Raw genomic sequence first — 18,620 nt, forward strand, 5'->3', positions numbered from 1 at the left:
GGACTCCACGGCAAGGAAAAGACTGAAAATGCCAGCAGGACTTTCGTTGGATCAAGCGTTTAGCGCAATCATCGAAGAGATTGCGGTATCAATGGGCGTGCCGTGCATCACATAGTGCAGCATCGACATTTGGCTCGCCCTTGTTATAGTTGCGGGATTTTCCGCACAACAAAAATCTCTGCGTTCTGACAGCGCAGTTGCTCTGCCGAGGACTATCGCCGTGACCGAGTACAACGCATTCCGTGTGGAGCTGGCAGACAAGATCGCCCACGTCCAGATCAACCGTCCGGACAAGATCAATGCCATGAACCAGGACTTCTGGCGCGAGATCATCGAGATCTTCCGCTGGGTCGACGATACCGACGAAGTGCGGGTGGTCGTGCTGTCCGGGGCGGGCAAGCATTTTTCCTCGGGGATCGACCTGATGCTGCTGGCCCAGGTCGGCAGCCAACTGGGCAAGGACGTCGGCCGCAACGCCGACGCCCTGCGTCGCAAGATTCTCGAGCTGCAGGCCTCGTTCAACGCGGTCGACAACTGCCGCAAGCCGGTGCTCGCGGCGATCCAGGGCTACTGCCTGGGCGGCGCCATCGACCTGGTCTCGGCCTGCGACATGCGCTACTCGACCGCCGACGCGCAGTTCTCGATCAAGGAGATCGACATCGGCATGGCCGCCGACGTCGGCACCCTGCAGCGCCTGCCGCGGATCATCGGCGATGGCATGATGCGCGAGCTGGCCTACACCGGGCGCATGGTCGACGGCGAAGAGGCACGGAGCATCGGCCTGGTCAATCGTACCTACGCGGACCAGGCCGCATTGATGGATGGGGTCTTCGAACTGGCGCGGCAGATCGCCGCGAAGTCGCCGATCGCCATCCGTGGTACCAAGGAAATGATCCGCTATATGCGCGACCACCGGGTCGACGACGGCCTCGAGTACGTCGCTACCTGGAACGCCGCCATGCTCCAGTCCGCCGACCTGCGGGTGGCGATGGCCGCGCATATGGCCAAGCAGAAGCCGGAATTCGCTGATTGATGCCGTTGTATATTCTTGCGCGGGAGGCGCACTAGACCGATGGTCACAGGAGCCACGTCCCTCAGTCTGGTGCGCGACGAGTTGTTCGCCACCATGGAACAGGCCGAACAGGGTCTTGAGCAGTTCATTGCCGAGCGGCAGAACGGCAGCCTGCTGCAGCACGCCGTCGAATGCCTGCAACAGATCCGCGGCACCCTCAACCTGATCGAGCTGGCCGGCGCCGAGCTGCTGGCCCAGGAAGCCCTGCAGCTGGCGACCGACATTCCCACCGGCGTCAGCGAGGAGCGCGACGGCCAGCTGGCAGCCCTGGGCAACGCCCTGTACGTGCTGCGCCGCTACCTGGAGAACGTCGAGGCCAATCGCCAGGAGATCCCCGAGCTGCTCTTGCCGGCGATCAACGAAGTGCGCTGTGCCGCAGGGCAGCCGGCGCTGCCGGAAAGCTTCTTCTTCAGCGCCCGCCTGGATATCCCGCGGCCGCCGAGCACTGCCATCGACCACCTGCCTTCCGAAGCCGAACTGGGCGAGGAAAGCCGGCGGATGCGCCACATGTACCAGATCGGCCTGCTCGGCCTGATCCGCGAACAGAACCTCTATCCCAGCCTCAAGCTGATGGGCCGCGCGCTGGCGCGCCTCGACAGCCTGCACGGCGGGGTGGCCCGTTCGCGGCTGTGCTGGATCGGCGCCGCGGCGATCGAGTCGATCGTCGATGGCCAACTGTTGCCGCGCAAGTCGCGCAAGCAACTGTTCTCGCGCATCGACCGCGAGCTCAAGCAATTGCTGATCGGCCCGGCCTACGAGGCGCCGCGCCATCTGCTCAAGGAACTGCTTTACCTGGTGGCGCTGTCCGACGGCCAGGGCCCGCGTTCGCGCGAGGTCCGCGAACTGCATGGGCTGGCGCCGCTGCCGTTCACCGACCACCTGCTGGAAGAGGAATCGCAGCGCCTGTCCGGCCCCGGCCAGTCGGTGATGCGTTCGCTGTCCACGGCGATCCGCGAGGAACTCGCCGGGGTCAAGGACATGCTCGACCTGATCGAGCGCGGCGTGGCCCAGCCGGATAGCCTGACCAACCTGCATGCGCAACTGGGCAAGCTGAGCAAGACCCTCGGCATGGTCGGCCTGAACTCGGCCGGCACCGCCCTGCAGACCCAGCTACCCACCGTGGCCGCCTGGGCTGCCAGCGGCGTCGCCGATTCGCCGCCGGCGTTGCTGCGCCTGGCCGATGCGGTGCTCTACGTGGAAAGCATGGTCGGCAACCTCGAGCGCGGCGAGCGCCGCATCATCCGGCCGACTCCGGCGGAGCCCGGGCAGGAAGCCGATGCGTTCGCCGTGCACCAGTTGGCCGAGGCGCGCATCGTGGTGATCGAGGAGGCCAAGGCCGGCCTGGCCCTGGCCAAGCGTGCGATCACCGCGTACCTGGAATCCAATGGCGACAAGCTCAACCTGGCCAACGTCCCGGCCAGCCTGCAGGCGGTCCGGGGCGGTCTCTGGTTCCTCGGTCAGGAGCGCGCCGCGCTGCTGGTCGGCGGCTGCGCCGACTACATCCAGCAGCGCATGATCGAGACCGCGCAGATGCCTTCGGAGCAGATGCTGGAAACCCTCGCCGACGCCCTGACCAGTCTCGAATACTATCTCGAGGGCGGTGCCGTGCTGCGTCCGCAGGGCCAGCCGGACGTCCTCGACCTGGCCAGCGCCAGCGTCAAGGCGCTCGGACTGCCGGTGGCCGCCTGATGGCCGGCGAGTTCCGCTGGCAGGCAGGTCGGCCGGCTACCGCCCAGGTCGGCGGCTGGGTGCTCGCGCACTGTCAGCAGCGCTTCCTCCAGGACGACAACGGCCTGCTGTTCCCCCGCGAATGGCTGAAGCGCCAGGAACTCCCGCTGCTCGCCGAACATGGGGTCGGCCATTGGCAGGGCGAGCCGGTCTACGTGCTGGAACTGGACGAGCCGATCGAGCTGCCGGGCATGGCCTGGGCGCCGTTGCGGCAGTTCATGCTGCACGGCGATTTCGATCAGTTCTGCATGCTCGGCTATGCCAGCCAGATCGGCATCTGGGCACGTCACAACCGGTTCTGCGGCAATTGCGGCACACGCATGCAGGCGCAGGACCACGAGCGGGTGATGCAGTGTCCGCAGTGCGGGCTGCACCAGTACCCGCGCCTGTCGCCGAGCATGATCGTCCTGGTGACCCGGGGCGACGAGGTGTTGCTGGCGCGTTCGCCGCGCTTCGTGCCGGGGGTCTACAGTACCCTGGCCGGCTTCGTCGAGGCCGGCGAGTCGGTGGAGCAGTGCGTGGTCCGCGAGGTGCGCGAAGAGGTCGGGGTGGAGGTCGCCAATCTCGAATACATCGGCAGCCAGAACTGGCCGTTCCCGCATTCGCTGATGCTCGGTTTCCACGCCGAGTACGTGTCCGGCGAGATCGTCCCGCAGGAAGACGAGATCGAGGACGCCCAGTGGTTCTCCCTCGATGCCTTGCCGCCGCTACCGGCGCAGCGCTCGATCGCCCGGCACCTGATCGACCTGTACCTGGCGCGCCGCTCAGGCGCCGCTGAACCAGTGCTGCCAGGCTAGCCGCGCGGTCAGCGCCAGGACCACCAGGATGAACACCGGGCGAATGAACTTCGCCCCGCCGCCGATGGCGGTGCGCGCGCCGAAATAGGCGCCGACCATCAGCGACGCACCCATGCACAGGCCGAGCAACCAGATCACCTGGCCGGAGGCGATGAACACCGCCAGCGCCACTATGTTGCTGACGAAGTTCATGCTCCGCGCCACACCGCTGGCGCGGACCAGGTCCAGCGGGTACATGAGCAGCGAGCTGACGGTCCAGAACGCTCCGGTGCCCGGTCCCGCCACGCCGTCGTAGAAGCCCAGGGCGAGGCCCTGCGGCCACTGGCGCTTGCGTCCGAGCGGCGCATCGGCGTCCAGCGGCGCCTTCGGCGTGCCGCCGAAGAGCATGTAGAGGCCGCAGGTGAATACCACCACCGGGAGCATCCGGTTCAGCCACTCGGCGGGCAGCAGGTGAGCCGCCCAGGCGCCTATGGCGGCGCCGATCGCGGTGGCGAGCAGACCGTTGCGCCATTTCCCGGGATGGAACAGCTTGCGCCGGTAGAAGGTGTAGCTGGCGGTCGCCGCACCGAAGGTCGAGCTCAGCTTGTTGGTACCCAGCGCCAGGTGCGGCGGGACCCCGGCGGTGAGCAGCGCAGGGATGGTCAACAGGCCGCCGCCGCCGGCGATGGCGTCGATGAAGCCGGCGAGAAAGGCCACCACGGCCAGGATGATCAGGGTGCTGGGGTCTATCGCGAGTTCGAAGGGCATGAAAAACCGGACCTGCTTCCAATCGGGAAACGGCCTCGCTGGCCGTCGGGAGGAGGGGTGCGCATAATGCCCGCAATTTCACGCAGAAGGAATCGCTTGCATGCAGTACGACGGTCTGGCCTGGGCATTCGCGTTACTGGCCTTGCTGGCCGCCCTGGTCGCGGTGCGCATCCTCTTCGAACGCACCTGGTTCCTCGGCTGGCTGCGCGGCACCTGCGGCTTGGCCTTCGTCGCCGTGGCGGCGCTGCTGCTGGTGCTCGCCTGGGACCTGCGCAGCTATTCGCTGCTCAAGCCCGAGCAGCCGATGGCCACCCTGAGCTTCCAGGCCGAAGGGCCGCAGCGCTACCGGGTGCTGATCCAGGAGGGCGCCAACGAGCGCAGCGTGGTGCTGGACGGCGAACTCTGGCAACTGGACGCGCGGATTTTCCGCTGGAAGGGGCTGGCCGCGTTGATCGGTCTGGCGCCGGGCTATCGCCTCGACGCGCTCAGCGGCCGCTTCCTGGCTCTCGAGCAGCAGTCCCGGGGCCGCCGCCTGGGCTTGTCGCAGAGTCCGCTGGGGGTCGATCTCTGGCGCTGGCTGCGGGCCGGCGAGCACGACCTGTTCCTGTTCGAGCCGCTGGCGGGGCGGGTGACTTTCCTGCCGATGGCGGACAAGGCGGTGTTCGCGGTGAACTACGGCGTCGCCGGGCTGCTTGCCGAGCCGATGAACCTGGCGGCCGAGGAGGCGCTCAGGGACTGGCGCTAGGCCATGCGAAAAGCCGGGGCGGCGGCGATCGCCTGGGCGGTTTCGCGAAAGCGTTCGATGAGTTCCGACGGCGTGCGGTAGGCCAGCGCCAGCCGATAGGGAATTCGCGCCCGCCGCCCTTGCAGGGGACGAAAGGTGACCCCCGGCGGGCGCAACGGTTGTAGCAGCGAAGGCACTAGCGCGACGCCGATGCCGCCGGCCACCAGCCCGGCGATGGTCTGCATCTGCCGCGCCTCCTGCACCACCTCCGGGACGAAGCCGGCTGCCGCGCAGGCGGCGACGATCAGGTCGTGCATGCCCGGCCCATAGTGCCGTGGAAACAGCAGCCAGGGTTCTCCGGCCAGTTGTTCCAGGCGCAGGCGCGCATGGCGTGCCAGCCGATGCCCTTCGGGCAATGCCACGCGCATGTCGCCGTCCACCAGTAGATGTGTGTACAGGCCGGGCTGGCGGTCGACCGGCAGGACGATCAGGCCGGCATCGATGCGGTCTTCGCGCAACGCCTCCAGTTGCCCCGCGGTGGTGTCTTCCTGGAGCTGGAAGTCCAGCGCGCCATGCTGGTGGCGGAACGCCTGGAGTATGCGCGGTAGCAGAATATTGATGGTGCTGTCGACGAACGCCAGGCGCAACGTTCTGCGTCCGCTGGCGGCGCTGCGCGCGGCCGCCAGGGTGCGTTCGGCCTGGGCCAGGGTGCGCCGGGCTTCGTCGAGGAACGCGCGGCCTGCCGGCGTCAGGCGGTGGATACGGTTGTCACGCTCCAGCAGGCTGGCGCCGACTTCTTCTTCCAGCCGCCGGATCGCAGTGGTCAGCGGTGGCTGGGCCATGTGCAGGCGCTCAGCGGCGCGGCGGAAGCTCAGCTCCTCGGCAACCGCGACGAACTGGCGGAACTGGCGTAAGTCGGCCATTGCGATATCTCCCGGATATGGTGAGTTAAGAAAGACAGTATTGGATATATCGCGGCGGATCCGTCGAAAATCCATCCGTACGCTCGCTCTGGCCAGACGAGGCGTTCCATCCATTACAGAGGAAGCCCGTCATGCACACTCATTCTCCAATCCCCCGTACCGCCCTGGTCACCGGCGGCTCGTCGGGCATCGGCCTGGCCATCGCCCGGCGCCTTCGGCAACAGGGTTATCGGATCGCCCTGGTGGCCCGTGATTCCCAGCGCCTGCAACGCGCTGCCGCCGAGTTGGGCGGTGTGCCCTGGATGGCCGCCGATCTTTCTCGCCGCGAAGCTGTCGAGGCGGTGGCCGCCTGGGTTGGCGACACCTTCCAGGGGCTCGACGTGCTGGTGAACAACGCCGGGTTCACCCGAAAGATCGCCGCCACCACTCCGCTGGCTGAGGCCGAGCGGGAATGGGATGCGCTGCTGGACGGCAACCTGAAAAGCGCGTTCCTCATGTCGCTGGCGGTGTTGCCGCATTTCACGGAAGAGGGCGGGCGGATCATCCATATCGGATCGATCGCTGCGCAGACCGGTAGCGGCAGTCCTGGTGCGCTGGGCTATGCGGCAGCCAAGGCCGGCCTGCATGGCTTCGGCGTGGCCCTGGCGCGGGAACTCGGTTCGCGCGGGATCACGGTGAACAGCGTGGCGCCGGGTTACATCGCCGACACCCGGTTCTTTCCCGGCGGCCTCGATCCGCAACGGGTCGCCGCCATCGTCGGCGAGACCCCGCTGGGCAGGACCGGCCGGGTCGAGGACATCGCCGCGGCGGTGGCCTGGCTGGCCTCGCCCGAGGCGGGGTTCGTCACCGGAACGGTGGTGTCGGTGAACGGTGGCTGGCGGGTCGGCAACTGAAGTGGAAGCGGCGGGTAACGCCTATGGGGGTACTCGTCCGGCTACCCGAGAACGCAGGTGAATAGCCGTGGGGCGCCTGTCCCGCGCTGGTGCGAGGCATTGGCAATCCTGAAATGAAAAGAGGGAGCCCTGGCTCCCTCTTCGCGCGTTCGCCGTTCCGTCAGGAAAGGAAGCCGCCGTCGACGTTCAGCGCCACGCCGGTGGTGTAGCTGGACGCTTCGCTAGCCAGGTAGAGTACGGCGCCTGCCATTTCGCTCGGCTCGGCCACGCGCTTGAGCGGGATGCGCTGCAGGGCGAGGTTGCGGATCGCGTCGTTCTTCACCAGCGCCGAAGCGAACTTGGTGTCGGTCAACCCTGGCAGGAGGGCGTTGCAGCGGATGCCGAACTGCGCGCATTCCTTGGCGAAGACCTTGGTCATGCTGATCACGGCGGCCTTGGTCACCGAGTAGATGCCCTGGAACTCGCCGGGCGATACGCCGTTGATCGAGGCCACGTTGATGATGCTGCCGCCGCCGTGTTCCTTCATCAGCTTGCCGCCCTCGATGGACATGAAGTAGTAGCCGCGGATGTTGACGTCGACGGTCTTCTGGAAGGCGCCGAGGTCGGTTTCCAGTACGTTGCAGAACTGCGGGTTGGTGGCGGCGTTGTTGACCAGGATGTCGAGGCGGCCGAACTGCTCGCGGATCTGTGCGAAGACGTTCTGGATCTGCTCCATCTCGCCGATGTGGCAGGCGATCGCGGTGGCCTTGCCGCCCTCCGCGGTGATCGCGTCGGCGACCGCCTGGCAGCCATCGATCTTGCGGCTCGAGACGATCACGTGGGCGCCTTGCTGGGCCAGCAGCTTGGCTATCGCCTCGCCGATGCCGCGGCTGGCGCCGGAAACGAAGGCGATCTTGCCGTCGAGGTCGAACAGGTGGGTCTTGGACATGGGCTATCCCCTTGTAGTGGTCGGTTACAGGCGGGAGCGCTCGATGGCCTGCAGGCTCATCTGCTCCAGCAGCTTGTTCATCTGCACGAACTGGGCGAAACGCTTGTCCTGGGTCTGCCCGTGGTAGTAGCGGTAGTAGATCTGCTGGACGATACCGGCAAGACGGAACAGGCCATAGGTGTAGTAGAAGTCCAGGTTGTCGATCGGTGGGATCCCGGCCCGCTCGGCGTAGTAGTCGGCGAACTCCCGGCGGGTCAGCATGCCCGGCAGGTGGCTGGGCTGGCGGCGGGTCAGCTGCACCGGAGCCGGGTCGCCGGCTTCCACCCAGTAGGCGAGGGTATTGCCGAGGTCCATCAGCGGATCGCCGAGGGTGGCCAGTTCCCAGTCCAGCACGCCGATGATCTGCATCGGGTTTTCCGGGTCGAGGATCACGTTGTCGAAGCGGTAGTCGTTGTGCACGATGCCCGGCTTGTGGTGATCGGCCGGCTGCTTGTCCTTGAGCCAGGCCTTGACCGGTTCCCAGAGCGGCGCGTCGGGGGTCAGGGCCTTCTCGTAGCGGTCGGTCCAGCCGGCGATCTGGCGCTGCACGTAGCCGTCCGGGCGGCCCAGGTCGGCCAGTCCGCAGGCGGCGTAGTCGACGTTGTGCAGTTCGACGAACTTGTCGATGAAGCTCTTGCACAGGCTGCGGGTCTGTTGTTCGTCGAGATTCAGCTCTGGCGGCAGTTCGGCGCGCAGGATGATGCCCTTGACCCGTTCCATGACGTAGAACTCGGCGCCGATCACCGACTCGTCGGTGCAGTAGAGGTAGGCTTTCGGGCAGTAGGGGAAGCCTGCGTTCAACTGGTTCAGGATGCGGTATTCGCGGCCCATGTCGTGGGCCGACTTGGCCTTGTGGCCGAATGGCGGGCGACGCAGGACGAACTCCTGGCGCGGATACTCGATCAGGTAGGTCAGGTTGGACGCGCCACCGGGGAACTGGCTGATCTTCGGGGTGCCTTCGAGGCCGGGGATATGGGCTTTCAGGTACGGGTCGATGACGGCGGCGTCGAGTTCTTCGCCGGCGCGGATGCGAGTGGATTGGTCGGTCAGCGACATGGGGTTCCCTTCTCGTGGTGCCACGGCGGAGCCGCGGGAGCCGGTGCGCGCATCAGGCTGCGCAATGATGGTGACCGGCGATAATTGGCTAATCTAATGCCCTGTCCCGGCCCTCACAAGCCGCCGCCGGGCGTTATGGGCAAGCGTGTTGCCGCTCCATCACGGTCCCTGATCGTCGGCCTGGAGGAATGCCGGACGAAAAAAAACCGGAGCCGCGAGGGACTCCGGTTTTCCTTCTGGCATGGCGCCGGAAACGGTCAGACCGGGAACAGTTCGCCCAGCTTCATCGCCAGCATCATGTCGCCTTCGGCGCGCAGCTTGCCGGCCATGAAGGCCTGCATGCCGTCGGTCTCGCCGCTGGTGATGCCCTTCAGGGTTTCGCTGTCCATGATCAGGGTGACGTTGGGGTTCTCGGCGTCGCCCTGTACCACTTCGCAGGTACCGTCCTTGACGACCAGGTAGTGGTTGTCGCCGTCTTCGATGTTGAACTGGAACACCAGATCCAGGCCGGCGGCCGCGCTGGCGTTGAACTTGCTTTTCATGGTGGAGACGATGTCAGCAACGGTGGTCATGGGTTCTATTCCTTTCTTCTAGGGTTTTTTCGGCGACCGGAACGGTCGCGGTAGGCCGGCTCATCGATAGGTGATGAGTTCCGGCGCCTTCAACAGTTCCAGGTGCACGTGACTGTTGAAGGAAGCCAGGGACACTTCCTCGCCGCGGAATTTCAGGCGAGTCAGCGAGGTATTGACGATCTGCCAGTTCAGCTCGAAGGCCTTGAGCGGCGGAACGCCGACGATCAGTTGGAGCAGGGCGGTAATGGTACCGCCGGAGGTGAACACGGCGACCCTGTCCTTGCCGCTGGCCTGCGCCAGCAGACGACGAAGACCGTCATGGACCTTATCGAGGAATTCCTGCCAGCTTTCCAGCCCATCTTTCTCATGGTTGCCGGAAACCCAGCGCGCGATGATGGTGGAGAACAGGCGCTGGAACTCGGCCCGATGCTCGGCCGCATGGCGAAGGATGTGCAAGGCTTCCGGCTGCTCATCGAGCAGGTCCGGCAGGTGCGTGCGGATCACCGCGTCGGCTTCGAATTCGTTGAACGCCGGATCGACTTCCAGCTCCGGCGTGGCCAGCCCGGAGGACTCCAGGCGTTCGAGGGCGGCGCGGGCGGTGTGCTGCTGGCGGCGCAAGCCGCCGCTGAGGACGCGGTCGAAACGGACGCCGAGGTTCAGCAGGTGGTCGCCGAGGATTTCCGCCTGGCGGATGCCGGTCGGCGACAGCACGTCGTAGTCGTCGGCACCGAACGACGCCTGGCCATGTCGAATCAGGTAGATGCTGCCCACGGGCGGACCTCGGCGGGTGAAAGTTCCGCGAGGGTATGAGGATCACCCAGGGCTGTCAACGAAAAAACATACGCTTGTTTGAATGTCATTCGCTGCCTTTATCGGCTGCTCCGGGCGCGCCCTGCAAAGGCTTTCCAGGCAGTGGCATCGCTGGCCGCCCGTCGGTGGCCTGGGTATGCTTGCGCAATCGTGTCGCCCGTAGACGGGTGCGTCAACAGTAGAGAGGGGGTTGTGTGGAGTTCATTGCCGAATATGCGGGCTTTCTGGCCAGGACCGTGACCGTGCTGGCGGCGATCATCGTGGTGCTGGTGGTGATCGTCGCCCTGCGCGGCCGCGGCCGGCGCGGCGCAGGCGGGCACCTCGACGTGCAGAAGCTCAACGATTTCTACAAGGACCTGCGCGAGCGGGTCCGCCACAGCGTCCTCGACAAGGCCAGCCTCAAGGCCTTGCGCAAGGAGGAGAGCAAGGCGGCGAAGCAGGCGAAGAAACATCCTGAACAGAAGTCGCGGGTCTACGTGCTCGATTTCGACGGCGACATCAAGGCCTCGGCTACCGAGCAACTGCGCCACGAAGTGACTGCGGTGCTGAGCATGGCGGGCAAGGACGACGAGGTGGTGCTGCGCCTGGAAAGCGGCGGTGGCATGGTCCATGGCTACGGCCTGGCGGCCTCGCAACTGGCGCGCATCCGCCAGGCCGGCGTGCCGCTGACCGTGTGCGTCGACAAGGTGGCGGCCAGCGGCGGCTACATGATGGCCTGCATCGGCGATCGGATCCTTTCCGCGCCCTTCGCCATCCTCGGCTCGATCGGCGTGGTGGCGCAGTTGCCCAACGTCCACCGGCTGTTGAAGAAGCACGATATTGACTTCGAGGTGCTTACCGCCGGCGAATACAAGCGTACGCTGACGGTATTCGGCGAGAACACCGAGAAGGGCCGGGAAAAGTTCCAGGAGGACCTGGAGGTGACCCACGAACTGTTCAAGAACTTCGTGGCCCACTACCGGCCGCAACTGAACATGGACGAGATCGCCACCGGCGAGGTCTGGCTGGGCCAGGCCGCACTGGGCAAGCTGCTGGTGGACGAACTCAAGACCAGCGACGAGTACCTGGCCGAGCAGGCCAGGGAGCGCGATGTCTACCAGGTGCAATTCGTCGAGCGCAAGAGCCTGCAGGAACGCGTCGGCCTGGCCGCCAGCGTGGTTATCGACCGCGTGCTGGTGACCTGGTGGGGGCGGCTCAACCAGCAGAAGTTCTGGCAATAGGCCGGCGCCGACAGGGACGAACACGCTGTCTTCAGGGTTTTCACGAGAGGAGGTCGAAATGGCTGTATTCAAGGCGTTGTGGGTGACGGAAGCGCCCCACGGCGTTTACGAAACGCAGGTGGTCGAGCGCGATACCGGCGACCTGCCGGCGGGCGACGTACTGATCCGCGTGCAGTATTCCTCGCTGAACTACAAGGATGCGCTGTCCGCCAGCGGCAACCGCGGGGTGACCCGCAAGTACCCGCATACCCCCGGCATCGATGCCGCCGGTGTGGTCGCCGAGTCCTCGGTGGCCGAGTTCGCGGCCGGCGACGAGGTGATCGTCACCGGCTACGACCTGGGCATGAACACCGCCGGTGGTTTCGGCCAGTACATCCGCGTGCCCGCGGCCTGGGTGATCAAGCGCCCGCAAGGCCTGAGCCTGCGCGAGGCGATGATCCTCGGCACCGCCGGCCTGACCGCGGCGCTCTGCGTCGAAAAGCTGGAGCGCAGCGGCCTGCGCCCCGACCATGGCTCGGTGCTGGTCACCGGCGCCAGCGGCGGGGTCGGCAGTATCGCCGTGGAACTGCTGGCCAAGCTCGGCTACACCGTGGCGGCCGCCACCGGCAAGCTGGAGCAGGCCGAGTTCCTCAACCGCCTGGGGGCCAAGCAGATCCTCGATCGCGCCACCGTGGCCGATGGCGTCGACAAGCCGTTGCTCAAGGAACAGTGGGCCGGCGCGGTGGACACCGTCGGCGGCGACATCCTCTTCAACGTGGTCAAGTCGTTGCAGTACGGCGGCAGCGTCGCCTGCTGCGGCCTGACCGCCGGCGCCGGCTTCAAGGCCTCGGTGCTGCCGTTCATCCTGCGCGGGGTCAACCTGCTCGGGGTGGACTCGGTGGAGCTGCCGCTGGTGGTCAAGGCATCCATGTGGGACAAGCTGTCGCTGCAATGGAAGCTCGACAACCTCGAAGAGGTGGCGCGCGAGATCGCCCTCGAAGAGCTGCCGGGGGCGATCAACCAGATCCTCGCCGGCAAGCTGGTCGGCCGGGTGCTGGTCAACCTCGGCTGAGGGCGTTGCCGGAGCCCAGCTCCGGCAACAGGTAGCCCGCCCATAGCGATTCGGCGAACTGCGGCCGGAAGAAGCCGAAATGGCCGATGTGGCGGGCGCCGATTTCCTCGGGAGCGATGCGCCAGGCGGTTTTCGGCGCTTCGCGGTAGAAGCCCAGCAGCGACTCGATGCTGCGTCGGGACATCATTTCATCGTCGGTGAACGACAGCGACACGATGGGCGTGCGTACGGCGGAGAAGGCGCGGCGGATGGCCTCGCCATCCGCGAGGGCGTACTGCGGATGCAGGCACCAGCGTCGCCATTGTTCGATCACCCCGCGCGGCAGGTCGCCGACCATGCCCAGGCGGCGCCCGGGAAAATAGCCGAGCAGCGGCGTCAGCAGGGGCGCGACGAGGTACCAGAACAACCAGACCTTGTTGCGCAACCGCGGGCTGTTTTCCTTCCAGTAGCCACTGCCGCTGGCGATGCTGAAGACCCTATCGATACGCTCGCGCCCTTCGACGAAGGGCAGGATCTGGCCGCCCAGGCTATGGCCGATCCAGTACAGGGGCTTGCTCCCGCTCTCGGCGAGCGCGGCGGCGAGCATGGCGCTGCAGTCATGACGGGCCCAGCCCAGCACATCGACCTCGAGACCGCGCAGCGAGCCGTTGCGCGATTGCCCCATGCCCAGGTAGTCGAAGGTGATGGCCAGGTAGCCGCGCTCTGCCAGCCAGGCGGCGAAGGGCGCGTAGAAGCGCTGTTCCACTCCCATCGCCGGGACGATCAGGAGATAGCCGCGCGGCTCCCCGGCAGGCCGGTACCAATGGCTGGCCAGCGGATGGCCGTTGCCGTTATCGATGAGGCGTGGTTGCGGAGGGTTCATGCCGGTCTCCGTGGTCTGCTCATGGCTTCGAGAATAGAGCTGGCCGCCAGGGCGCCTCCAGCCGGCCGAAAGCACGGCCGGGGCGCCTTGGCGGTCAGGCCTGGCTGACGTACATGGTGATCTCGGCGCGGAATACCGGCTTGTCGTCGACATAGGCGACCACCGGCACCACCAGGTTGCCGGTGGCTTGCCAGTCGATCTGGCTGCCGTCGGCCACCGCGCGCACGTCGCCAGTGGCCTTGGCCAGGTACTCGACGGTCATGCCGCGCGGAATCCAGCGATGGCCGGCGGGAATCGAGGCGTCGGTCATGGTCCCGGCGGCCAGTTCGGCGGCATTGCACAGGGCGATGGCATGCACCGTGCCGATATGGTTCAGCACCTCGCGGCGCTTGGGGAAGGTGACTTCGGCATAGCCGGGACGCAGTTCGACGAACTGCGGGGCGATGCTGGCGAAATAGGGTGCGAACTGGCCGATCATGGCGCTGAACTGGGCCGGGCCGACCTGCTGGTACATCTGCATCATCTGACTCATGGAAAACTCCGGGCGTTTCAGGATTGAAGATGTGTGCGCACCGGGGCAGTATACGAAGGTTAGAAATTTATTCTAGAAAAATATTCTAATCAGCGTTTCGACGATTAACGACAAGGACCGACATGGGCCGTTCTTCCCGCAAAGACGAGATTCTCCAGGCCGCCCTGGCCTGCTTCAGCGAGCATGGCGTAGACGCCACCACCATCGAGATGATCCGCGACCGTTCCGGAGCGAGCATCGGTAGCCTCTACCACCATTTCGGCAACAAGGAACGCATCCATGGCGAACTGTACCTGGCCGGGATCGGCCAGTACGCGGCGTTGCTCGAAGCCGGCTTCGCCAGGGCGCGCAGCGCCGAGGAAACGGTCAGGTTGCTGGTCACCAGCTACATCGACTGGGTCGTGGCGAATCCTGACTGGGCACGCTTCATCCTGCACAGCCGCGGGCGGGTAGAGGCGGGGGAGTTGGGCGAGCGCCTGCGGGCCGACAACCAGGCCCACTTCGCGCGGATCCATGCGGCGCTGGCGGGATATCGGGCCGAGGGCCTGTTCCGCGAGATGCCGGACGACTGCTTTGCTTCGGTGGTGATCGGCCCGGCCCACGACCTTGCCCGCCAGTGGCTGGCCGGGCGAACCCGGGTGGCGTTGGCCGACTGTCGCGAACTGCTGGCGCAGGTGGCCTGGGACAGCGTGCGCGCGGCCTGAGGCGTCCGTGACCTCGGGAACGAAAAAGCCCCGCGGCTGCGGGGCTTTTTCGTCAGGGCCGGGTTCAGCCGCGGCGGCGGAACAGCGGCAGCGGCTGCTCCACCGAGGTCTGGTAGACCTCGCTGAAGTCGTCCAGGCTGGCCAGGGCGTCTTCCGGGCTGCGGTCGGCACGGATGGCGTAGGCGTCGAAGCCGCAGCGGCGCATGAAGAACAGCTGGTCGCGCAGCACGTCGCCGATCGCGCGGATCTCGCCCTTGTAGCCGTAGCGCTCGCGCAGCAGGCGCGCGCTGCTGAAGCCGCGGCCATCGGTAAAGGCGGGGAAGTTCACCGCGATCACCTGGAACCTGTCGAGGTCACCGGCGATGCTTTCCGGCTCCTCGTCCGCGTCCAGCCAGACCCCCAGGCCGCCGTCGCGGCCGCGCAGGGCCGGGCCGTGCTCGAGCCACAGGGCCAGCGGGATGATCACGTCGTCGCTGTTGGGCACGCTTTCCAGGGTCGCGTCCTTGGGCAGCAAGTGCCAGCGGTCGTCGACCACCTGGCGGTCCTTAATGATTCGCTGCATATACGCGCTCCTTGAACGGGTCGATACCGATACGGCGGAAGGTGTCGATGAAGGGTTCTTCCTCGGTCCGGCGTTCCACGTAGACCTGGATGATCTTGTCGATCACGTCGGCCATCTGCTCCTGGGCGAAGGACGGGCCGAGGATCTGCCCGAGGCTGGCGTCGCGCGCCGAGCTGCCGCCGAGGGAGACCTGGTAGAACTCCGCGCCTTTCTTGTCGACCCCGAGGATGCCGATGTGGCCGACATGGTGATGGCCGCAGGCGTTCATGCAACCGGAGATATTCAGGTCGATGTCGCCGATGTCGAACAGGTAGTCGAGATTGTCGAAGCGGCGCTGGATGGCTTCGGCGATCGGGATCGACTTGGCGTTGGCCAGGGAGCAGAAGTCGCCGCCGGGGCAGCAGATGATGTCGGTCAGCAGGCCGACGTTGGGGGTGGCGAAGCCCAGTTCGCGGAGTTCGCCCCAGAGGGCGAAGAGTTCGCCCTGCTCGACGTCGGCGAGGATGATGTTCTGGTTATGGCTGTTGCGTACCTCGCCGAAGCTGTAGCGGTCGGCGAGATCGGCGATGGCGTCCAGTTGCTTGTCGGTGACGTCTCCCGGCGCGGTGCCGGTGGGCTTCAGCGAGAGCGTCACGGCGACGTAGCCGGGCTTCTTGTGGGCGAAGGTGTTGCGTGCGCGCCAGCGGGCGAAGCCGGGGTGCTCCGCGTCGAGCCGGGCGAGGGATTCATCGAGGTCGTCGAGGGCCTTGTAGGCCGGATCGACGAAATGCGCGGCGACGCGCTGGACTTCCGCCTCGGTGAGGGTGCTCGGTCCGTCCTTGAGGTTGGCCCATTCGGCCTCGACGCGCTCGGCGAAGACTTCCGGGGTCAGCGCCTTGACCAGGATCTTGATCCGCGCCTTGTACTTGTTGTCGCGCCGGCCATAGCGGTTGTAGACGCGCAGGATGGCATCCAGGTAGCCGAGCAGGTGCTGCCAGGGCAGGAATTCATTGATGAAGCTGCCGACGATCGGGGTCCGGCCCAGGCCGCCGCCGACCGAGACGCGGAAGCCGAGCTGGCCGGCCTCGTTCTTCACCGCCTCCAGGCCGATGTCGTGCACCTCGATGGCGGCACGGTCGCTCACCGCGCCGTTCACCGCGATCTTGAACTTGCGCGGCAGGTGGGCGAACTCGGGGTGGAAGGTCGACCATTGGCGGATGATCTCGCACCAGGGGCGCGGGTCCACCAGTTCGTCGCGGGCGACGCCGGCGAACTGGTCGGTGGTGGTGTTGCGGATGCAGTTGCCGCTGGTCTGGATCGCGTGCATCTGCACGGTGGCCAGTTCGGCGAGGATTTCCGGCACGTCTTCCAGCTCCGGCCAGTTGAACTGCACGTTCTGCCGGGTGCTGATGTGGGCGTAGCCCTTGTCGTAGTCGCGGGCGATCTGCGCCAGCTTGCGCAGTTGGCGCGAGGAGAGCAGGCCATAGGGAACGGCGATGCGCAGCATCGGGGCATAGCGCTGGATGTAGAGACCGTTCTGCAGGCGCAGCGGGCGGAACTCCTCACCGGTCAATTCACCCGCCAGGTAACGGCGGGTCTGGTCGCGGAACTGCTTGACGCGGTCCTCGACGATCCGTTGGTCGTACTCGTCGTATACGTACATGAATATTCCTGCTGTCAGGCTATGCGGCTTACTGCGTTAACCAGCGCGCACGGCTACGCGCTCCACGCGGAGTGGGCGCACGATACCAGTTCATATTTATGCGTAAAAGTGATGTTTGAGTATATGGTAAGAACCAAAAAGACTAAGTCGCCAGGCAAGCATAACCGCTTCGCAACGGCGCCTTTCTTGAGCGATGGGCGGCGCTGGTCTTAACTGGAGAGTGCCTTTCGATGTCTTCGTCCCGATACCCACAAGAAACAGGGGGAGTCATGAGCGAGCCGAGCAAAACCCAGGAAAACCGCGACAGCGTGGTCGACGCCCGCGCGGCCTTCGTCCTGATCCTGCTGGTGGTGGCTACCGCGGTGTTCTGGGTCAGCCACCAGTGAAAGCCCGCCTCGGCGGCGCAGAGGTCACAGGCCGCTGAGGCTCAGCACCAGTTTCACTATCCCGGCCAGCAACAGCACGAACACCAGGGTGAAGAGCAGGCCCAGCATGATGAAGTGCACGGGCTTGCCGTGGCTGAAGTCGCGGGCGCGGTTTCGCCCGCTCTGTACGCCGAAGGCGGCAGCCATCACGCTATGCAGCATCTGCCAGAAGGTCGGCGGCTTCTGGTTCGGTTCTTCCGTCTCGATACCCATCGGTGGTCCTCCCTTTTCCATACCTGCCCTGAGAGTCTAGACCCTTGGCGGGAGGAGGGTGGCTTCAGGCCTGGCGGGCGGGGATGCGCCGTTCCACCGTGCCCTGCGTGGCCCTGGCGCGCAGTTGCCCGCAGCCGCCGTCGATGTCCTGGCCGGCCGAGTTGCGCACCTTGGTCAGCACGCCGCGGCTGTGCAGGTAGCGCACCAGCTCGACGATCCGCTCCCCGCTCGGGCGCCGGTAGGCGTCGCCGTCCATGCTGTTGTAGGGGATCAGGTTCATCACCGCGAAGCGGCCCTTGAGCAGGCGCAGGATGCCGTCCATTTCCTCCAGGCTGTCGTTGATCCCTTCGAGCAGGGTCCATTGGTACTGGATCGGATAGTCGACCCGGCGGGCGTAGGCCTCGCCGGCTTCCACCAGTTCTTCCGGGCTCAGCGGCGGCGCCTTGGGCAACAGTTGCCGGCGCAGTTCGGCGCGGGTGCTGTGCAGGGACAGGGCGAGGGCGGGCTTCACCCGTTGCCGGGGCAGGCGCTCGAACACGCGGGGATCGCCGACGGTGGAGAACACCAGGTTCTTGTGGCCGATGCCGCCATCGGTGCCGAGCAGGTCGATGGCTTCGAGGACGTTGTCGAGGTTGTGCGCCGGCTCGCCCATGCCCATGAACACCACTTTCTTCACCGCTCGCCGACGGCGCGCCAGGACCACCTGGGCGACCATCTCCAGGCTGCCGACCTGGCGCAGCAGGCCGCTGCGGCCGGTCATGCAGAACACGCAGCCGACCGCGCAGCCGACCTGGGTCGAGACGCACAGCCCACCGCGCGGCAGCAGCACGCTTTCCACCATCTGCCGGTCGGCCAGTTCCACCAGCAGGCGCGACGAGCCGTCGCTCGCCGGATGCTCGCTGTGCAGGCGGGCGATGCCTTCCAGTTCCGCTGCTACCTGGGGCAGACCATGGCGTACGCCCAGCGGCAGGAAGTCCTCGGCCCGCTGGCGGGCGGTGCAGGCATCGAGGGCGCGGCCCTGCAGCCAGGCGCGGACGATCCTCCCGCAATGCAGGGGCTTGGCGCCGAGATCGGCGAGGCGCTGGTGGAGGTCTTGGCTACGCATGGGGCGCGCATCCTA

20 protein-coding genes are annotated in these 18,620 nt (G+C 66.2%); 8 read left to right on the forward strand and 12 right to left on the reverse strand.

Translation table 11 applies throughout. The features are described from left to right. Positions 1–220: 220 nt before the first annotated feature. The 3 genes from FHW81_RS23310 to nudC are packed head-to-tail and all read left to right on the forward strand — an operon-like array spanning position 221 to position 3,597. Positions 221–1,033 (forward strand): crotonase/enoyl-CoA hydratase family protein, encoded by an 813-nt coding sequence (locus tag FHW81_RS23310; RefSeq protein WP_003087972.1) that lies wholly within the window; start codon positions 221–223, stop codon positions 1,031–1,033. Between the two features lie 39 nt (positions 1,034–1,072). Further along, on the forward strand, positions 1,073–2,761 hold the full coding sequence (gene fimL, locus FHW81_RS23315; protein ID WP_003098159.1) for a type IV pilus/biofilm regulator FimL: 1,689 nt from the start codon (positions 1,073–1,075) through the stop codon (positions 2,759–2,761). Then, the gene (nudC, locus tag FHW81_RS23320; protein ID WP_003113595.1) at positions 2,761–3,597 is read left to right on the forward strand and encodes an NAD(+) diphosphatase; all 837 of its coding nucleotides are present in this window, start codon (positions 2,761–2,763) and stop codon (positions 3,595–3,597) included. Before fimL ends, nudC begins: the two co-directional genes overlap by 1 nt. Here nudC and FHW81_RS23325 read toward each other — a convergent pair. Beyond that, complete coding sequence (locus tag FHW81_RS23325; protein WP_003113596.1) at positions 3,565–4,344, reverse strand: TSUP family transporter; 780 nt, start codon at positions 4,342–4,344, stop codon at positions 3,565–3,567. The genes nudC and FHW81_RS23325 overlap by 33 nt on opposite strands. A 100-nt stretch (positions 4,345–4,444) precedes the next feature. Here FHW81_RS23325 and FHW81_RS23330 point away from each other — a divergent pair, with 100 nt between their 5' ends. After that, positions 4,445–5,089, forward strand: coding sequence for a hypothetical protein (locus FHW81_RS23330; RefSeq protein WP_003087981.1), 645 nt, complete (start codon positions 4,445–4,447; stop codon positions 5,087–5,089). On the opposite strand, the gene FHW81_RS23335 is transcribed toward FHW81_RS23330, so the two are convergent. Beyond that, a complete protein-coding gene (locus FHW81_RS23335; protein WP_003117685.1) occupies positions 5,086–5,991 on the reverse strand; it encodes a LysR family transcriptional regulator in 906 nt (301 codons plus the stop codon). The genes FHW81_RS23330 and FHW81_RS23335 overlap by 4 nt on opposite strands. Positions 5,992–6,122: 131 nt before the next feature. Here FHW81_RS23335 and FHW81_RS23340 point away from each other — a divergent pair, with 131 nt between their 5' ends. Continuing rightward, on the forward strand, positions 6,123–6,884 hold the full coding sequence (locus FHW81_RS23340; RefSeq protein WP_023081788.1) for an SDR family NAD(P)-dependent oxidoreductase: 762 nt from the start codon (positions 6,123–6,125) through the stop codon (positions 6,882–6,884). Positions 6,885–7,044: 160 nt separating this feature from the next. Here the strand turns inward: FHW81_RS23340 and FHW81_RS23345 are convergent, their stop codons facing one another. The 4 genes from FHW81_RS23345 to FHW81_RS23360 form a co-directional block, all read right to left on the reverse strand. Next, on the reverse strand, positions 7,045–7,812 hold the full coding sequence (locus tag FHW81_RS23345; protein WP_003087987.1) for an SDR family oxidoreductase: 768 nt from the start codon (positions 7,810–7,812) through the stop codon (positions 7,045–7,047). A 24-nt stretch (positions 7,813–7,836) separates the two neighbouring features. Further along, positions 7,837–8,907, reverse strand: a complete 1,071-nt coding sequence (locus tag FHW81_RS23350; protein ID WP_003098170.1) for a phosphotransferase family protein — start codon at positions 8,905–8,907, stop codon at positions 7,837–7,839. A gap of 257 nt (positions 8,908–9,164) precedes the next feature. After that, positions 9,165–9,479, reverse strand: coding sequence for an SCP2 sterol-binding domain-containing protein (locus FHW81_RS23355; protein ID WP_003087993.1), 315 nt, complete (start codon positions 9,477–9,479; stop codon positions 9,165–9,167). 60 nt (positions 9,480–9,539) lie between these two features. Beyond that, positions 9,540–10,250 carry a histidine phosphatase family protein gene (locus tag FHW81_RS23360; RefSeq protein WP_034054384.1) on the reverse strand — a complete coding sequence of 237 codons (711 nt, stop codon included), beginning with the start codon at positions 10,248–10,250 and terminating at the stop codon, positions 9,540–9,542. Between the two features lie 233 nt (positions 10,251–10,483). Here FHW81_RS23360 and sohB point away from each other — a divergent pair, with 233 nt between their 5' ends. Next, a complete protein-coding gene (gene sohB, locus FHW81_RS23365) occupies positions 10,484–11,509 on the forward strand; it encodes a protease SohB (RefSeq protein WP_003087997.1) in 1,026 nt (341 codons plus the stop codon). Between the two features lie 58 nt (positions 11,510–11,567). Further along, complete coding sequence (locus FHW81_RS23370; RefSeq protein WP_003087998.1) at positions 11,568–12,560, forward strand: YhdH/YhfP family quinone oxidoreductase; 993 nt, start codon at positions 11,568–11,570, stop codon at positions 12,558–12,560. Here FHW81_RS23370 and FHW81_RS23375 read toward each other — a convergent pair. Both FHW81_RS23375 and FHW81_RS23380 read right to left on the reverse strand, forming a co-directional pair. Further along, complete coding sequence (locus FHW81_RS23375) at positions 12,547–13,422, reverse strand: alpha/beta hydrolase family protein (protein WP_003117684.1); 876 nt, start codon at positions 13,420–13,422, stop codon at positions 12,547–12,549. The two genes, FHW81_RS23370 and FHW81_RS23375, sit on opposite strands and share 14 nt — an antisense overlap. A 94-nt stretch (positions 13,423–13,516) precedes the next feature. After that, positions 13,517–13,954, reverse strand: coding sequence for a hotdog fold domain-containing protein (locus FHW81_RS23380; protein ID WP_003098177.1), 438 nt, complete (start codon positions 13,952–13,954; stop codon positions 13,517–13,519). A gap of 122 nt (positions 13,955–14,076) precedes the next feature. On the opposite strand from FHW81_RS23380, the gene FHW81_RS23385 reads away from it, so the two are divergent. Beyond that, positions 14,077–14,658: a TetR/AcrR family transcriptional regulator gene (locus tag FHW81_RS23385; RefSeq protein ID WP_003098179.1), complete on the forward strand. Its 582-nt coding sequence runs from the start codon at positions 14,077–14,079 to the stop codon at positions 14,656–14,658. 64 nt (positions 14,659–14,722) lie between these two features. Here FHW81_RS23385 and FHW81_RS23390 read toward each other — a convergent pair whose 3' ends face one another. From FHW81_RS23390 to FHW81_RS23405, 4 genes are all read right to left on the reverse strand, one after another. Continuing rightward, entirely contained in the window at positions 14,723–15,220 is a 498-nt protein-coding gene (locus tag FHW81_RS23390; protein ID WP_003088003.1) for a DUF934 domain-containing protein, read from the reverse strand. Further along, positions 15,204–16,862, reverse strand: a complete 1,659-nt coding sequence (locus FHW81_RS23395) for a nitrite/sulfite reductase (RefSeq protein WP_003088004.1) — start codon at positions 16,860–16,862, stop codon at positions 15,204–15,206. Before FHW81_RS23395 ends, FHW81_RS23390 begins: the two co-directional genes overlap by 17 nt. A gap of 410 nt (positions 16,863–17,272) precedes the next feature. Next, positions 17,273–17,500, reverse strand: coding sequence for a DUF2970 domain-containing protein (locus FHW81_RS23400; RefSeq protein ID WP_003088007.1), 228 nt, complete (start codon positions 17,498–17,500; stop codon positions 17,273–17,275). A 64-nt stretch (positions 17,501–17,564) separates the two neighbouring features. After that, complete coding sequence (locus FHW81_RS23405; RefSeq protein ID WP_003122825.1) at positions 17,565–18,605, reverse strand: RNA methyltransferase; 1,041 nt, start codon at positions 18,603–18,605, stop codon at positions 17,565–17,567. Positions 18,606–18,620: the final 15 nt, after the last annotated feature.

The organism is Pseudomonas sp. RC10-4-2 (assembly GCF_050433085.1).
GTDB lineage: Bacteria > Pseudomonadota > Gammaproteobacteria > Pseudomonadales > Pseudomonadaceae > Pseudomonas > Pseudomonas aeruginosa.

Bases quoted from the DNA above. Each gene is read 5' to 3' on its own strand.
- nudC (WP_003113595.1), top strand. From the start codon at position 2,761: ATGGCCGGCGAGTTCCGCTGGCAGGCAGGTCGGCCGGCTACCGCCCAG.
- FHW81_RS23380 (WP_003098177.1), bottom strand. From the start codon at position 13,954: ATGAGTCAGATGATGCAGATGTACCAGCAGGTCGGCCCGGCCCAGTTC.
- FHW81_RS23350 (WP_003098170.1), bottom strand. From the start codon at position 8,907: ATGTCGCTGACCGACCAATCCACTCGCATCCGCGCCGGCGAAGAACTC.
- FHW81_RS23355 (WP_003087993.1), bottom strand. From the start codon at position 9,479: ATGACCACCGTTGCTGACATCGTCTCCACCATGAAAAGCAAGTTCAAC.
- fimL (WP_003098159.1), top strand. From the start codon at position 1,073: ATGGTCACAGGAGCCACGTCCCTCAGTCTGGTGCGCGACGAGTTGTTC.
- FHW81_RS23400 (WP_003088007.1), bottom strand. From the start codon at position 17,500: ATGGGTATCGAGACGGAAGAACCGAACCAGAAGCCGCCGACCTTCTGG.
- FHW81_RS23375 (WP_003117684.1), bottom strand. From the start codon at position 13,422: ATGAACCCTCCGCAACCACGCCTCATCGATAACGGCAACGGCCATCCG.
- FHW81_RS23370 (WP_003087998.1), top strand. From the start codon at position 11,568: ATGGCTGTATTCAAGGCGTTGTGGGTGACGGAAGCGCCCCACGGCGTT.
- FHW81_RS23335 (WP_003117685.1), bottom strand. From the start codon at position 5,991: ATGGCCGACTTACGCCAGTTCCGCCAGTTCGTCGCGGTTGCCGAGGAG.
- FHW81_RS23330 (WP_003087981.1), top strand. From the start codon at position 4,445: ATGCAGTACGACGGTCTGGCCTGGGCATTCGCGTTACTGGCCTTGCTG.
- FHW81_RS23390 (WP_003088003.1), bottom strand. From the start codon at position 15,220: ATGCAGCGAATCATTAAGGACCGCCAGGTGGTCGACGACCGCTGGCAC.
- FHW81_RS23395 (WP_003088004.1), bottom strand. From the start codon at position 16,862: ATGTACGTATACGACGAGTACGACCAACGGATCGTCGAGGACCGCGTC.
- FHW81_RS23325 (WP_003113596.1), bottom strand. From the start codon at position 4,344: ATGCCCTTCGAACTCGCGATAGACCCCAGCACCCTGATCATCCTGGCC.
- FHW81_RS23405 (WP_003122825.1), bottom strand. From the start codon at position 18,605: ATGCGTAGCCAAGACCTCCACCAGCGCCTCGCCGATCTCGGCGCCAAG.
- FHW81_RS23385 (WP_003098179.1), top strand. From the start codon at position 14,077: ATGGGCCGTTCTTCCCGCAAAGACGAGATTCTCCAGGCCGCCCTGGCC.
- FHW81_RS23340 (WP_023081788.1), top strand. From the start codon at position 6,123: ATGCACACTCATTCTCCAATCCCCCGTACCGCCCTGGTCACCGGCGGC.
- FHW81_RS23345 (WP_003087987.1), bottom strand. From the start codon at position 7,812: ATGTCCAAGACCCACCTGTTCGACCTCGACGGCAAGATCGCCTTCGTT.